The following is a 16,051-nucleotide window of genomic DNA, read 5'->3' on the forward strand; positions in this document are numbered from 1 at the left end:
ACAACGGTTTTGGCTATGGTTTCATTACGGAATGGTACGCGAGTATCATTCCGCCGTAACCATAAATTTAGCAAAAAAGCTCGAAATTCCGATTAGGAATTTCAGCCGTAATGAACTACAGTCGTTGTTGTAAGTAGTTTTTTTCTTATTAATGCTATTCCAACTATCAATCCGATAATTCCCAATAAAATCAGCAATTCAGTTTTAAAAACGGCAATCAATTTCCAAAAGTCAGATTTTCCATTTATTTGTTTTATTTCAGAGATTTTTGGTAACGAAATATGATTAAAAAAATAGTCTGAGTCTGTAATTCCCGTATCATTTTTTGAAATACAATTAAACAAGAACAAGTGATTGCTCATTAAATAAACTTCCGATTCATAAAGTCGATTTCCAGTGCTGTCAGTCAAGGTCAATTTTTGCCCGATAACCCCATTCTTGTTAATTTCTTTTTTCGAAACAGATGTATTCGGATAGCTTTTTGAAATATTGGGAACAATTTCTTCGTAAAGACTAATTAATTCCTTTTTAGAATTCGGTAGACTTTGTACATCAATCAGCATTTTATTTCCACTGTAAATTATGTCATTTTTTTCAGCTGATAGTTCGTACATTTTAATTCCGTCCTGTTCAGAATCGAAAAGATTGGCATTTTCAGCTGGCAATTTAAATCGAACGTTTTTGTTTAATTCAAAATCAAACCATTGTCCGTTTTGAGCGAATGATTGAAAAGAAATCAGTATTAAAATCCAATAAATATTTTTCAAATTTGAAGTGTTTTAAAATTACTTACAACTATAAAATATCATAAATTCTACGACTTACCTCCTATTAAGCTTTTTCCACATAGCCCTTTACCACTTCAAAATCTAACCCGCCATAATTCCCACTGCTCATTAATAGTAAACTGGTATTATGGTAATCCTGAGAGAATAGATAAGTCTTAAAATCGCCAGGATTTGTAAAAACAACTAAGTCCTTACGGTCAAATGCTTCTTCAATCTGTTCCCTTTTTATAGCCTCCAATTTTTTTATCATTACAGCGTGAGGTGAATAGAAAACTACCGCACTATCTGCTGCATTTAGCGCTCCATGGTATTCCTTTAAAAACTCTGGATTAAGACTGCTGTATGTATGTAATTCTAAACAAGCAATCAATTTTCTATCTGGATACTGATTTTTTACTGCTTGCGTTGTAGCCTTTACCTTGCTAGGGGAATGCGCATAATCTTTGTAAGCAACAGCAGTAGCTGTTTCGGCTATCTTTTCTAATCGCTTGCTTGCGCCTTTAAATGTCGCAATGGCTTCGTAAAAACCTTTTGCATCTACTCCCATTAATTCACAAATACCTCTTGCACCTTCTAAATTGTTTAAATTGTGCCTTCCAAAGATTTCAACTTCCAACGGACCTTCTGATGTATTTAGAATTGTTGTTCCGCCTTGAACCTTATAATCAGGTGTTTTATAAGGATATTTGTTAATCGTATTGGTAGTTTTTTCAACCAAGCGTTTTACCTCAGCATCTTCTTTATTGTAAACAATAGCGCCGTCTGTTGTAATTTCATTTAGAAATATTTCAAACTGCTCTACATAGTTTTCATAAGTTGGAAATACATTGATGTGGTCCCAAGCAATTCCACTTAATAGTGCAATATTAGGTTTGTAAAGGTGAAATTTTGGTCTTCGATCTATAGGAGAAGAAAGATACTCATCTCCCTCAATTACCATAAATTCGTTCTCGTGAGTGATTTTAACCATAGTATCAAACCCCTCTAATTGGGCTCCAACCATATAATCAACCTCTTTTCCGTGATAATTCATCACGTGTAAAATCATAGAAGTAATTGTGGTTTTACCGTGAGAGCCACCAATTACAACACGAGTTTTATTTTTTGATTGTTCATACAAAAATTCTGGATAGCTAAAGATCTTTAATCCGAATTCCTTTGCTTTTAAAAGCTCTGGGTTATCTGCTTTAGCATGCATTCCGAGAATTACAGCGTCTATTTCTGAAGTTATCTTTTCTGGAAACCAACCAACATTATCTGGCAACAATCCTTTCGCTTTCAATCTACTCTTTGAAGGTTCGAAAATTTCATCATCACTTCCAGATACGTTTTCTCCCTTTTGATTTAATGCCAACGCTAAATTGTGCATTGCACTACCGCCAATGGCTATAAAGTGTATTCTCATATTAATGTTGAAGAATTTATGAGTTTAAAGTTTAAGTGTAAAGATACTTTTTCTAATTCTGAATTCTTAATTCTCAGTTCAGAATTATAGGGCGAGAATGAGTGATTTCTCTTTAAGAGCCTCTATAAAATCTTGTCGTACTAGCAATGCTTTATTAATCCAGGTAAGTGCAATTTCCTTTTCCCCTATGTTTTTATAAATCTGCGCCAATTGATAGTAAGCCCATTCCTTTGGGATATCATCCCTTATGGAATGATTAGCTATAAACACACTTAAAGACTCTATTCCAATTTGTGACTCAAGATTGTAGCGAGCTGAAATCTCTCCTACTCGATAGTTTAAGTGATTTACTTTATGTTTCCCAACAGAAATAAGAGCAGTTTTTATGGCTTTAAGAGGTTGATTATTTTTCTCATACAGATTTATAAGTTTTTCATAGGTATGAGGTGACCCTCCTACTTTAATTGCCTTTTTATAATTCAATTCTGCATCCTCAATCTTTTTATGAAATTCAGCGATATGCCCCATAGCTAGGTAACCATCTACTATTGAAATTGCTTCTAATTCCTTGGCATAATCTATAGCTTTTTTTTCACTTCCTCCAAAGAATACTGGCAATTGAATGTAGAGCTCTACCAACGCCCAACGCGCTTCTATATGTTGCGGATTTAATTCAATAGCACGTTCAAGATGATGTTTTATTTCTGAAATATATGTAACCGCACGAAGCCGACTAACAGTCATTGCTTTCATTCCTAAAGCACCACCGTATTTAAAATGATAACTAGCATTGGATTCATGGTCTGATACTAAATCTTTGTAATAAGAAAGTGCTGTATCCCAATCCTTATTGTAGCCAGCTATATCGCCTAAGTATTCTCGAGTTTTTATATGACCAGGATGAAGTTTTAAATATTCTTCAAAAATAGGTTCTGCCTTGGTGTAATTTTCTTGTTTGTAATGTTCCTCTCCCTGTTGGAAATTGGATTGAGCGATTATAAAAACAGGAAATAATATAAAGAATATGAAAGACGGGAATAGTCTCTCTCTGCTTACCGCATCTTCCCTCACAATCGAGATTTTGAAACTTGTAGTATGTTTTAGAATTGGCAATTTCTACTTTTTTCTTGGAGTTCGGAATTTAAAATTTGTTATTTTTTAGAAGGTGGATATTTCTTTAAAATTTTCTGAATAACCGATAAGTAGTAAGCTTCCTTTTCCTCTGGCTTTGACCTCTCTTTCATTTCACCCTCCGCAACAGCTTGCCACACCAAGTCATCTTTAACAACATCAATAAAGTCCATTGTAAGTGTTTGGTTTACAACCTTTCCGCCAATAGGTATCCCGCCACTTACACCTACACCAACATTTCGTCCGCTACCGCCAACGCCAATACCGATAGTATTTCGTGAATTTGAAATGCTTTCACGCGCATAAAAATTAATGTACAATTGAGGCGTTTCACTTTTCACGAATCCTCGTTGATGCATAAGACTATCTGTAATCTGAATAATACGTTTATCGTCCAATTCATTTAGGCCTGAGTCTATTGTAGGAAAGTAATTATAGGAAGTGTATTTTGTGAAGTCTACCTGCTTATCATAATCTACCGCTACAGAAGCGCCACAAGAAGTTAAAATCATTGCGACTAAAAGTATCCAGAAGTATCTCATTGCGTTTTCTTATCAATAAAAATACGCAATCCCTAAAAACTTGAATTTTAAAAAAGGTTAAAAAATCTGCAAAAGAATTAAAATCCACCCATTTCGTTTGTAAAATAAAACCTACACTTTAATTGGGATTTCAATTATTGTTTCAACTCCATCTCCGTTTTTTTTATTTCTTACTATAAAAAAATAGTCATTATCATATAAATTAGCCAAACGATCATTAATATTTGATAATCCCATCCCGCGTTTCAGTAAAAATATATGATCAGCTTCAGCGGCTGCCCCATTATTTACAACTTTAATTATTAGTTTTTTGCGTTTTGAATAAATTTCAATTACAATGTTCAAATGAGTATGCTTTAAATCATAACCATGTTTTATGGAATTTTCGAGTATTGGCTGTAATAAAAGTGCAGGAACTAACTTTGAAAGCAAAGATTCGTCAATATCTTTCGTAATATTTAAATGATCGGAAAAACGAACATTTACGATATTCAAATAGAATTCCAATATCCGTAATTCCTTTTTTAACGGAATGCGATTATCATCGTTATCATAAAGAATTTCACGTAAAAAATAACTGAGATCTGCAATTGTATCTTTTGCTTTTCCCGCATCAATATCGGTCAAGGCTGCTATTGAGTTTAAAGTATTGAATAAAAAATGAGGATGCAACTGAGATGAGAGCATTTTCATACGTGTGTTAACGAGTTGAGCTTCTAATTTGCCCTGTTTTTTTTCGGCCTTTTTCACTTCATCAACATAGTAATAAGTGTAAATTATAAACACCATTGCAAAGTAAATCAGGAAATTTAGATCTAAAACATACATAAACCTATAAATGCTTTTTTCGAAATCATAATCTGCAAAGCTCAATTTCCCAATAATAATATAGTAGAAATCAATAACCATCCGGATAATCATTCCTATTAATAAAGAAAACAAAATATGGGTAAATATAATTTTAGTCCAAGAGTATTTTTTTCTGAGGAAGCGTTTAGTGCTTATTGATATTAAAGTCATAAAAACTAGTACTATTATATAATCAAAAAGCAAATTGTCAATCAAAAAATTTGTCCAAGAAAAACCTTCCTCTTTGTATTCCCCATAACCCCTCATATAAGCTATCTTTGCTATCAAAACCAAATCAAACAACAAATAAAATCCACCTAAAAGTAGTACTAACTTTAAGTCTAAGTATTTCTTTTTATTTGAGTGTATTCTGCTCATATTCCAATTTTGCTTAGAAAATTTTTTTTGAAGGTTTTACTGACGTGCAGTAATTTGTTATCAATCATTCGGGCATCAATTTCAGAGTATTCTGAATGAACTATTTCTTTTATATGTTGTATGTTAATAATACTAGATCTATGAATTCTAATAAAGATAGTATTGTCAAGAATAGCACACAGATTAGTTAAGGTTTCTCGAAGTACATACTTTTTATCCTCTATAAATATTTCGGCATAACAACCAGATGCAGTAATATATAAAATATTCTCAGGGTTTAAGAGTATCGTTTTATTCCCCAGTTTAACGGGAAACTTATCCAATTCAGGAGTTCTTGCGGAATTATTTTTATACAGATTAAAAAACGCCAACATTCTCGCTTCAAAATTCTCATCTGCTTCACTTAAAGAAGTTCTTCTAATCTTTTCAATCGTTCTATAAAAACGATCATCCTTAAAAGGCTTTAATAAAAAATCAAATGCCTCAACATCAAACGCTTTAAGAGCATAGTTATCATAAGCGGTTACAAAAATAATTATAGGTTTAGGTGAAAGGGTTATCTTTTGCAATACTTCAAAACCGTTCATATCTTTCATATTAATATCGAGAAAAATAAGATCTGGGCGCTGTTTATTAATTTCAGAAATTGCATTTAATCCGTTAGAGCACTCTCCCAAAACTTCTATATCTGGCACATTCTGCAAGAGTAATAATAACCTTTTTCGAGCAAGTGCTTCATCGTCTATTACGAGTGCTTTTATCATAACATTATCGTTTAAGGGTATACTCAAGTATATTGACCCTTATAAAGGTATTGAAAATCAAATACTTAGAAACACCTTATAGTGTATTTTTGATGTTCTATATATGTGTAAAAAAGACTATCAGCAATTCAACTTACTGACAGTCTTTAACTAATTTTGCAAAACGTTTTCTTTCAATTTAAGGCAACCCCAATAACATTTTGTCTATCGTCAATTTTTAATTTCTGACTATCGTTTCCCTTTTCCAAATGTATTTTATACGTTGCACTGATTAAAAACTCCCCTTTAGTTCTCGCTTTATACTTTGTTTTAGTCAAGGTCCACCCCTTATAACTATCATAGATATCGTTTCTTATATAAGCTGGAATAACCACATTTTTAAATTGTTGGCGAGTTTCTAATAGTTCTCCATTCTTGTCAAATAGAGCCATTAATGAACCATTAGATCCTTTGAAGGTTACTAAGTATTCAATATAATTTTTATCTGAGGTTTTATTTATAAAGTTTTGAATATCAAAATTCGCCTTCATAAAACCTATAGGGTTTCTTGCAAACTGTCTATTTTGGCTGTCTCGAACATTATAGACATAGCTGTCACCGTCGTTAGTGATGGATGTATTTTGTGGAGCATAAATCAGCCTAGCTTCATCTAAAACTGTAACTTCTTGAGCGCTGATTAATGTAACCGTCATACTTAACATAATGGAAATAACTAAAGTTTTCATAACTGATATTTTTAAGAATTAATACAATGTTTATTACACTTGTAAATCACTGATCAGAAATATTTACATCCACTAAATTAGAAGAATATGACGCTACTTTCATTTAATTGAAGTGAACGTCCAACTTAAGCTATTGAATTTATAGAATTTTGAAGTAAGGAAAACCTATATAATTTATAAAAAACTTTATAAAGTTAAATATTAAACAATATCTATCTTTTAAAGTAAGATTATAAGTGCTAAAAGGTATGTATAAAAAAGTATCTTTTTGGTAGCAGAAATTGACACCACTTTATTGTGGTGAAATAAACCGATGAAATATTATTTTAGAAAGCTCCAAGCCTGGGTATTGTTCGGCAGAGGTATGTTTAATTAAGCATCTTCCATAATTTATCCTTCAACTCAGTTAGCCCTTGATGTGCTACTGCTGAGATAAATAAATATGGAATCCCTTTAAACTCTTTGTCCAAAACTTTTTTCATTTCGTCTTTAAGTTCGTCATCTAGCATATCGCTTTTGCTAATTGCCAAAAGACGTTCTTTATCTAAAAGTTGTGGATTATAACGGCGTAATTCATCAACAAGAATATCGTACTGCTCTTTAATATCTGGCGCATCGGCTGGAACTAAAAACAGCAAAGTAGAGTTTCTTTCAATATGACGTAAAAAGCGATGGCCAATACCTTTTCCTTCTGCTGCACCTTCTATAATACCTGGAATATCTGCAACTACAAATGTTTGGAAATCGCGGTATTCTACAATACCTAGGTTTGGTTTTAAGGTTGTAAACTCGTAGTTGGCAATTTTTGGCTTAGCAGCTGTAATTACTGAGAGTAATGTTGACTTTCCTGCATTAGGAAAACCTACTAAACCTACATCAGCAAGAATTTTCAGTTCAATAATAATATCTACCTCTTCCCCTTCTTCACCTGGTTGAGCATATCTTGGAGTTTGATTTGTAGAAGATTTAAAGTGTGCATTTCCAAGACCACCTCGACCTCCTTTTGCTACAACTTTTTCTTCGCCATCTTCAAGTAGTTCGAAGAGAATTTCATTCGTTTCTTTGTCGCGAACAACTGTTCCTAAAGGAACTTCAATATACACATCGGCACCATCGGCACCTGTACTTGTTTGCTTACTACCAGCTTGCCCGTGTTCTGCTCTAAAGTGCCTTTTAAATTTAAGGTGATAAAGTGTCCAAAGGTTTTTATTGGCTTTTACAATTACGTGTCCACCACGACCACCATCCCCTCCATCGGGGCCTCCTTTAGGAATATACTTTTCCCGTCGCATGTGTTTACTGCCTTGCCCTCCCTTTCCGGAAGTAACATGAACTTTCACGTAATCTACAAAATTGCCTTCAGTCACTTTAGTTATCTGTTTGTTGTTTGTTGTTTGTTGTTTGTTGTTTGTTATTTAGTATTGGACAATCCAATATTTAAACTACAAAGTATCAATTACTTTACTTAACCTTTCAGTTATTTCTTCAATACTTCCTTCACCATTTACACCGTAATACATTCCTCTCTTTTCGTAATAATCTTTTAAGATAGCAGTTTCATTGTAGTAAACTTTAATGCGATTACGGATAATACTTTCTTCAGCATCATCTGCACGACCACTAGTTTTTCCTCTTTCTAAAAGTCGTTGTACTAAAACCTCATCATCTACTTCTAATGCTACCATTGCATTTATTTGAGAATCTTTATCATCCATTAGATGTCCTAAGGCCTCTGCTTGAGCTTCAGTTCTTGGGAAACCGTCAAATATAAAGCCGTTAGAACCGCAGTTTTTATCAACTTCATTACTTAACATATCAATGGTAATTTCATCTGGCACTAACTTTCCTTTAGACATAAACGACTTAGCTAAATCACCAAGTTCTGTTTTGTTTTTAATATTGTATCTAAATACATCTCCAGTTGAAATATGAACTAGATTATACTTTTCTTTTAGAAAATTAGCTTGAGTACCTTTTCCTGCTCCTGGAGGGCCAAATAAAATAATATTGGTCATGGGTTTTTTTTAATGGTTGTAAAAAATGAAGTTGCAAATTTACGAAATTTCAGGCAGTTGCAGTTATGACCATAAAGAAATATAATTATATATACTTTGCATTGAAGGAGAGAATTCAACCAAACAATAAAATAAATACCTGATTATATGATATTTACATACAACCAAAAGAAGAATACCACCCGATTACAGCTATCATTTAAACATCTTTTTAGTGATTATTTGACAACATTTACTATAAAATTAATGCGAAAACCTCTTATTTATGATATTAAAAACTCCCTTTTTAGGCTAACACTCTGAGAATGTTGACTGTGGTTGATGCAATTTCATTTTTTTTGACAGCTCAAAGATAGGTTGTAAAAAGTTGTTATTTTCAGTTTACACCTAATAACACCTAGGAACTTGATCAGAACTATTCAGATATATTTTTGATGTATGCTGAAGGTGTATTACCGGTAATTTCCTTAAAGGCGGTAGTAAAGCTACTTTGTGAGGCAAATCCGCTTTCCTCTGCCAAATAGCTTATTTTGTAAGATCGGTATTTAGCATCGGTGTTAAGTTTATCTACTATATATTGAATTCTTAACGAATTGATATATGCATTAAAACTTTTATTTTTAGATGCATTTATTACAGAAGACAAGTAACGTGTATTGGTGTCTAATTGTTTGGCCAAGCTTGCAATACGAATCTGTTTATCTAAATAAAGTTTAGAGCTTTCGAATTTTAGAAGTTTATCTAAAATTTCTTCTTCAGTTTTATCTGAGATTACCGTGCCTTTTGAATTATCAATATCAACACTTTTATCAGCCCTAATTCTGGTGTAGTATTTATTACCGAAATAGATTAATAACAACAAAAAAAGTAATCCGATTGCTATATATAGCTGTCTATTTCTTACAATTATATTATATGCAGCCTCTGTTTGCTTTTTACGGTACACTCCTTCTATTAATACAACCTTTGCTTTACGAGTACTTTGTTGAGTTTTGAAAAAATGATTTTGAAGTCTTTTTTCATAAACCATTAAGCTATCTTCATTTCCTTTAATATTCCAGTATTTAATCGCCTCGTTTAATAATACAGGTTTAAGATCAACATCAAATAAATTAGCCACCACTTTTCGGTATTCTATGCTATCTGTATGAATAAGGTTTAAATACGTTCTAGAAGCCTGACTTAAGGGCTTAACATTAAAATCTTGAATTACTTTATTAAAATAGAGGCTAGAAGAATCATTTTGTTGTGGGTAATATAGTTTTGCAATTTGAAACTGAATAAAAGGTTTTCTTTCATCGTTTCCATCCATTTTATCCAGTATCTTTTTTAAACCTGATATTTTGTCTTCTATTTGCTGGTCTTCTAAATACTTAACTTTAAGTAACGCTAAATCAACTGCATAATTTTTCTTTAAGTTAGAATTTAGATTGTTGTAACTTTTTAATGCCTTCTCATAAACAGAATTACCTTCTCCCTTTAAGTCAATATCCTCATAAAGAGTGGCTAGCTCACGCCAATATTCAAATTGTAAATCCGTACGGGAGGAATTAGTGATAGTGCTTTCGATTTTTTGTGAAATTGCAACCGCTTCTTCATAATTATTAAGCAACCGATATATTTGTAATTTCTTGATCTCGATAGCGACAGATTCTTCCGTGCTGGTATTTTTAAGTAAATAATCGTAGAGTTTAAGCGATTTATAAGGATCGTTAAATCGACTTTCGATTGCTTCAATAAATAACTTTTCTTCTTCCGAATTTTGTGCTTGGAGAAGCTGAGCGCCTAAAACCACAAATAATACACTAAGAAAAAGATTAAGTTTCATAAAACCTCATTGTTCTGAAGTACAAAACTACATCATTTTACAAACCTTATAGATTCGTATTTTAATAAAAAAACTCCTCAACTATTTAATAATTGAGGAGTCGTACAAACAAAAGAAAGAAATCACCAATAATCCTATATTACTTTTTTATGAACTTCAACTGCTTTAAAGTTCCATTACTCAATGTAACCTTTGCAATATATAAACCACTAGTTAAACTAGAGACGTTTATGGAGTCTTGAGTATCTTTTATAGATTTATTAATTAAAAGATTCCCTGAAATATTGTAAATCTTAATAGATTCTATTGAGACTCTTGCATTAATATTTAACACTTCGGATGTTGGATTAGGATATAATGAAAACTGTGTTACCTCATTGTTTTCTACGCCCAAAATCGATTCAAATGGAAGTCTGTAAAAGTCCGTCTGCATTTGGTAATTACCTGTTTCGTACTGAACAGTCATTTTATTAAATATACCATTTCCATCAGTTAGAAAGTTAGACCCAATAACGTTTCCTATACCAGTATCACCTCTAAATTCTACCAGCTTATCTTCATTACTCTTTGAAACTACTAAATTGTTAAAAATAGAACCATCTGTGGCCATTTGCTTATAGATATACATGAAGTATAACTCACTATCATCTACAAATAAATTAGGAATAAGAGCAAACCTCGTTAATACAGGCTGGAAAAGAACCACATCTTCAGGTAAAGTAAATCTATGTCTTTTAAAAAGTGAACCATCTCTTTCATACTCATTAACAACTCCAAAAACATTTCCATTTTCTTCATCTGGTTCGCCTAATCCAACTAAATAATTATAAGAATACCCTTTCGGAATTCTATTGAAATCAGCAGAAATTTGATCACCATTATGATTTGCATCCAAAATCAACTCGAAAGACCAGTTTTCTATATTAAAGAATCCAAGGTTAGTAGCCATGCCATCAGCTCCCATCAAAAAGCCTAACTGATTATCGTGACCATCAACACTATTAATCTCCATAAAGCTGTCGATAATGTACTCATTAAGCTCGTGAATCATTTCACCATCTTCATTTGCCACCATATAAGTATTCCACTCATTATCCGCAATCATATCGTAATAAGTTATACCATAAACTACCTCTAACTTACTATCTGAATTAAAAATATCACTTGAAATATCATAAGTCTGATCCCTATAAAACACTCCAAATTGACCCATTGGGATTACAAATTGTCCTGCATCGGGATATCTTGTTTCGATGTCTAAATACATTGTTTTTACCTCCTCTAAATTCAAATCTAATAACTTAATAACCAAATTATTATCTGGAAACACCTCTAAAGTTGCATTGTCCATAAATAAATGTTTGTAATGCGCCAAAGCCACGTATTCTACACCATCTACAGTTACAAAGTTGAAAGGAGAACCCATTAAAAAGTTTATTAATTCTGAATCATAAACATAGCTATTATCTAACTCCCAAGTAGCAACATTAAAAGCTTTAATAGTTACATCACTATCATCGGCCATATAAGTAAATACTTTATGATTACCCGCAGCATCAATTTTAGTGTCGGCTGAATAACCATCAAGCTGTTGCAATATTTCACCTTGGTTATTTACTACCCAAACTTCCCAAACTTGGTCGTCTGGACCTGGATCTACACCTTCAAAATAATGAAGGAAAACCATAAATTCGTTATTACCGTCAGCGTTAAAAAAGTTTGTTGAATAATGATTTACCACCTCTATTTGATTTGCAGATTCTGGCACTTCAATAGTAAAATCATCAACAATTTCGATGTCATCATTATAGGTTTTTACAGTGTAATTATTCCCAATTCTTTCTGAAGAATATAATATTTCACCCCCGTTTTCAACTTTGTTGATTATCCCCCATCTAAGTACATCTATTTGTGCATAAGGCTCGAATTCTGAGGTTGTACGATTTGAATTATTTGCAACTGCTCCACCCTGTGAATCGTTTTTAAAAGGAGAAGTTACCATTTCTGGTCTATTAAGCTCCGTTAGGTTATAATGCTTAAAAGCGCGAGTTTCTTTTTTGCGCATTTCAATAGTTTGACCTATAGAAGTTGAAGTTTGGGGAATTTGTGCAATTGCTGCTGCTGAAATTAACATCAACAAGATAAGTGTAGTTTTAAATTTCATTTGAAATAATTTTATGTGAAGTAAAATTTGAAGAAGACAAAACAACTAAAAACATATCTCAACAAAAAATTGAAAACTACCGAAATTAGCGAAAATTACGTGAATTCATTAAAACAAAAATAAATTTAAAAAGCTGAATTTCAGGTTGTTATATTTAATTTTAATGCTTTTCAGTAAATTAGAAGAATCCTTGTGAAACTGCCCTAGAAAATATGGTTAAGAATGGTAAAACACACTGAATGTTTAGAATTTTCAATGCTAGAATCGTTATTTATTTTTAACCCAACGCCAAAGTTGCCAAGCTGAAATGATCATTACAATTACTAAAAGTGCAAATAGAAGGTAGTCTAAAAATTTTAATTTTTTATCTGTTTCTGTAGTTTGCTCTTCGACAAATTTAAGTACATTTTCAAATTGTCTATCTTCGAGTTTTTCAATTTCTTTAGCTGATTTATTATATCTATTTCGATATAATTCATATTTGTTTTTGTCACCCATAGACAAATAATTCTCTTTTAAAAGAAGATATAATTCAGTTTTAATTTTTGGATTTTGTGTAGTATCGATAACATTTAGAATTTGCACCACACTATCTTTTGCAGCAGCAAAATTTCCTTCTCGAGTAGATACTTTAGCAAGACCAATATTAGCCTTATGCATATATTCTTCTAGGTCGTTTTGAATAGCAATACTATAAGCCTTTAGAAAATTTGTTTTCGCTTGTTTTAAATTGTTGAGTTCTAGCAAGCAGTTTCCTTTCTCTAGAAATACTAAAGCCAAATTGTTAAGCGAAGCAGAGTTTTCTGGAATTGTTTGATAGGAAGCTATGGATAAATCGTAATTTTTGATAGCGTATTCACAGTCTATCTCATCTTTATATCCATTTCCTTTAATTGCGTAAATATTACCACGAGAAACCGCCATTGCCTCTTTAGACAGATTAGAGCTTTCTATAAGCGCTTCTGCTCTATCCAAATATTCTCTAGAAATAGCATTTAAATGAGATAATTGATATTGTTCTGCCAATAACCCTAAAGCCCATATTTTATATTGGGTATTATCTGAACTTTCTGCCAACTTCCAAGTTTTTGAAGCATATTTCAAAGATTTTCCATTTTGATTGAGAGCTGTATAACCATTAACCATTGTAACCAGGGCATAGATCTTTGTTTCCAATAGCTCTGCTTCTTGGTACACCTTTGTGCTTAAAACTACAGCTTTTTGAGCATCTTGATAAACACTTAAGTTTGCCTCTTCAAGTTCTTTAGCAAACTCTTTTTGAGATTGAGCGTTGCATAATTGTGGCATAAATATGCAAGAAGAAAGCCATACTGCGATTAAAGTAAAAAATGATTTGTAAGAATGCATGCTTTTTTTGGGAATTGAGATGTAACAAATATAATCTTTACATCTTTGACTAATTATATGTACTCCCCTTGATTTAGCAATTCTGCCACTCCGTTTTGGTCAAAGAATAGAAATTGTGAAGCATTCCTTCATACGTAAATTCATTTCGTTTAATAAGCCCCGATTTTGCCAAGATTATATTCGAAGCAGAATGATTTACGTCTGCGATTCCTACAATCTCATCAAAACATAATTTTTGAAATCCGTGATTTATTGAAGCTCTAGCCGTTTCTGAAGCATACCCTCTGCCCCAATATTTTTTCAAAAATCGATATCCTAAATCATAGTAATTAGTCTTGCCGTTTACCACATCGGTAATTAACCTAAAACCACTCCACCCGATAAAAGCTCCACTTTCTTTTTCAATTACTGCCCATCTGCCAATTCCGTTGTCATGGTATTGCTGTTGTATATTATCAATGATTTTTTTTGCTTCCTCAATGGTAGAAATCGGTTTATTTCCTAAAAAAATATGGACATCTGGATCTGAATCCATAGCGTACATCGCCTGAACGTCGGAATCTATTATATCGCGCATAAGTAAGCGCTCTGTCTCTAAATGTATTGCCATATTATATATCTATTGAAGAAAAAAGCTTTAACTCAACCAATGACTTTTAAATTCCTAGGTGAAAAACTATTCCTATAACCACCCTCCTATCTCCTATAAGCTATTCTTTAACTTTCGATTTTCATTAAGCTTGCTTTCCACCCTTAAATCGCAACTGTCTAAAACTTATCTTATCAAATGTAAGTCCACCTACAATTAAGAAAAGACCGATAATAGTTGGAAACCTAATAGGTTCTTCCAACACAAAATAAATTACTACTAAGGATAAAAAGGGAACTAAATAAACAAGGTTACTCACTTTGGCTGCAGTGATAGATTTTTTAAGTGCGATGGACCATATTACGAAAGTAATCCCCATTTCAAATAAGCCGACATATACCGCACCTCCAAATGATTTGATATCTACAAATACTATTTCCGAAGTGAGCAACAAGGCGATGAGGATATAGATAAATCCGAAGAAAAAATTGAGAAACAATTTGCTTAGTTCATCGCGTTCGTCTTTAATATTAAAAATCCAAAACAAAGCCCAGATAACTGCAGAAGCTAGGCCGAATAACACGCCTTGCCCATTGGTAAATGACAAATTAATTAAATTACCACCAGTAGCGATAATAAGCACACCTATAAAACTTATACCAATTGCAATTAAGTTTTTTAAACCTATTTTTTGTTTGAGCAAAGGCACAGCTAATAAACTTAGCATAATAGGCCATGTGTAATTAAGTGCTTGTGCTTCTTGGGCAGGCAAAAGCTCATAAGCTTTAAATAAAACGATATAATATAAAAATGGATTTATTGCCCCGTAGAATGCCGATCTTATGAAAGCTTTTGAAGGGAGTTTGGCGAGGTTACCAAATTTCTTGGTTACAAGCATAAGGATACTCAGGGTCAATAAAGCTGTGGCGGATGACCAAAATAACAACTGTAGAAAACTATAACTCTGTAGCGCAATTTTCATACTGGTAGCAACTGTACTCCATAAAAGCACAGCAAGACCCGCATAAATATATGCCTGTTTTTGATTTTTCATTCTAGACCTTATTTGGAAGTTTAAAAGTATGATATAATATCATAAGAATCCTACGTAGGCTATAGATTCCATCAAAAAATCATTTTATAAGGTCTTTGCACTTTCTCCTGCAACTCTTGAATGCTCATCAGTCTAACTTTCCTTAAAAATTCTTTTCCATCAAAAAACACTAATAATGTTGGAGCAGAAAAAACTCCAAATTTTCCTGAAATGCCAGGAGATTTATCAATTTCTACATGAATGAATTTTATGGCTGGAAAATCTTCAGAAAATAACTCTGCTATTTTTGGCCTTAGCGCATGGCAAACCCCACATTTAGGTGCAGAAAAGTAAATCGCAACTGCAGCTTCATTTTCTACCAAATTATTTAATGTTTCTACATCCATATTTTATGAATTTATTGTTTTCAGTTAGAATTACAGACTTTATGGAATAGTTCCATCACCAAGTC

Annotated in this window: 14 protein-coding genes and 1 pseudogene; all 15 read right to left on the bottom strand. The window is 32.5% G+C overall.

What is annotated here, in order from left to right:
* Positions 1–101: 101 nt before the first annotated feature.
* The 15 genes and pseudogenes from RT250_RS02285 to RT250_RS02355 all read right to left on the bottom strand — a co-directional run bounded on the left by RT250_RS02285 (position 102) and on the right by RT250_RS02355 (position 15,986).
* Positions 102–767 carry a hypothetical protein gene (locus RT250_RS02285; protein WP_313111757.1) on the bottom strand — a complete coding sequence of 222 codons (666 nt, stop codon included), beginning with the start codon at positions 765–767 and terminating at the stop codon, positions 102–104.
* A gap of 64 nt (positions 768–831) precedes the next feature.
* The gene (locus RT250_RS02290; protein ID WP_313111759.1) at positions 832–2,193 is read right to left on the bottom strand and encodes a UDP-N-acetylmuramate--L-alanine ligase; all 1,362 of its coding nucleotides are present in this window, start codon (positions 2,191–2,193) and stop codon (positions 832–834) included.
* 84 nt (positions 2,194–2,277) lie between these two features.
* Positions 2,278–3,264, bottom strand: coding sequence for a tetratricopeptide repeat protein (locus RT250_RS02295; protein WP_313111761.1), 987 nt, complete (start codon positions 3,262–3,264; stop codon positions 2,278–2,280).
* A gap of 80 nt (positions 3,265–3,344) precedes the next feature.
* Positions 3,345–3,866 carry a DUF4136 domain-containing protein gene (locus RT250_RS02300; protein WP_313111763.1) on the bottom strand — a complete coding sequence of 174 codons (522 nt, stop codon included), beginning with the start codon at positions 3,864–3,866 and terminating at the stop codon, positions 3,345–3,347.
* A 111-nt stretch (positions 3,867–3,977) separates the two neighbouring features.
* Positions 3,978–5,093, bottom strand: coding sequence for a sensor histidine kinase (locus RT250_RS02305; RefSeq protein ID WP_313111764.1), 1,116 nt, complete (start codon positions 5,091–5,093; stop codon positions 3,978–3,980).
* Positions 5,090–5,857 carry a LytR/AlgR family response regulator transcription factor gene (locus RT250_RS02310; RefSeq protein ID WP_313111765.1) on the bottom strand — a complete coding sequence of 256 codons (768 nt, stop codon included), beginning with the start codon at positions 5,855–5,857 and terminating at the stop codon, positions 5,090–5,092. Before RT250_RS02310 ends, RT250_RS02305 begins: the two co-directional genes overlap by 4 nt.
* Positions 5,858–6,030: 173 nt before the next feature.
* Positions 6,031–6,582 carry a hypothetical protein gene (locus RT250_RS02315; protein WP_313111767.1) on the bottom strand — a complete coding sequence of 184 codons (552 nt, stop codon included), beginning with the start codon at positions 6,580–6,582 and terminating at the stop codon, positions 6,031–6,033.
* A 368-nt stretch (positions 6,583–6,950) separates the two neighbouring features.
* Positions 6,951–7,949 carry a GTPase ObgE gene (obgE, locus tag RT250_RS02320; protein WP_313111768.1) on the bottom strand — a complete coding sequence of 333 codons (999 nt, stop codon included), beginning with the start codon at positions 7,947–7,949 and terminating at the stop codon, positions 6,951–6,953.
* Positions 7,950–8,024: 75 nt separating this feature from the next.
* Positions 8,025–8,597, bottom strand: a pseudogene (locus RT250_RS02325) (adenylate kinase); the annotation flags it as partial.
* A 415-nt stretch (positions 8,598–9,012) separates the two neighbouring features.
* On the bottom strand, positions 9,013–10,425 hold the full coding sequence (locus tag RT250_RS02330) for a helix-turn-helix domain-containing protein (RefSeq protein WP_313111772.1): 1,413 nt from the start codon (positions 10,423–10,425) through the stop codon (positions 9,013–9,015).
* A 139-nt stretch (positions 10,426–10,564) separates the two neighbouring features.
* Positions 10,565–12,589 (bottom strand): T9SS type A sorting domain-containing protein, encoded by a 2,025-nt coding sequence (locus tag RT250_RS02335; RefSeq protein ID WP_313111773.1) that lies wholly within the window; start codon positions 12,587–12,589, stop codon positions 10,565–10,567.
* Between the two features lie 267 nt (positions 12,590–12,856).
* A complete protein-coding gene (locus RT250_RS02340) occupies positions 12,857–13,957 on the bottom strand; it encodes a hypothetical protein (protein ID WP_313111774.1) in 1,101 nt (366 codons plus the stop codon).
* Between the two features lie 73 nt (positions 13,958–14,030).
* The gene (locus tag RT250_RS02345) at positions 14,031–14,567 is read right to left on the bottom strand and encodes a GNAT family N-acetyltransferase (RefSeq protein ID WP_313111775.1); all 537 of its coding nucleotides are present in this window, start codon (positions 14,565–14,567) and stop codon (positions 14,031–14,033) included.
* 124 nt (positions 14,568–14,691) lie between these two features.
* Positions 14,692–15,600 carry a DMT family transporter gene (locus RT250_RS02350; RefSeq protein WP_313111776.1) on the bottom strand — a complete coding sequence of 303 codons (909 nt, stop codon included), beginning with the start codon at positions 15,598–15,600 and terminating at the stop codon, positions 14,692–14,694.
* Positions 15,601–15,671: 71 nt separating this feature from the next.
* Positions 15,672–15,986: a thioredoxin family protein gene (locus tag RT250_RS02355; RefSeq protein ID WP_313111777.1), complete on the bottom strand. Its 315-nt coding sequence runs from the start codon at positions 15,984–15,986 to the stop codon at positions 15,672–15,674.
* Positions 15,987–16,051 lie beyond the last annotated feature (65 nt).

Source organism: Aequorivita sediminis (assembly GCF_032080575.2).
In the GTDB taxonomy this organism is placed as follows: domain Bacteria; phylum Bacteroidota; class Bacteroidia; order Flavobacteriales; family Flavobacteriaceae; genus Aequorivita; species Aequorivita sediminis.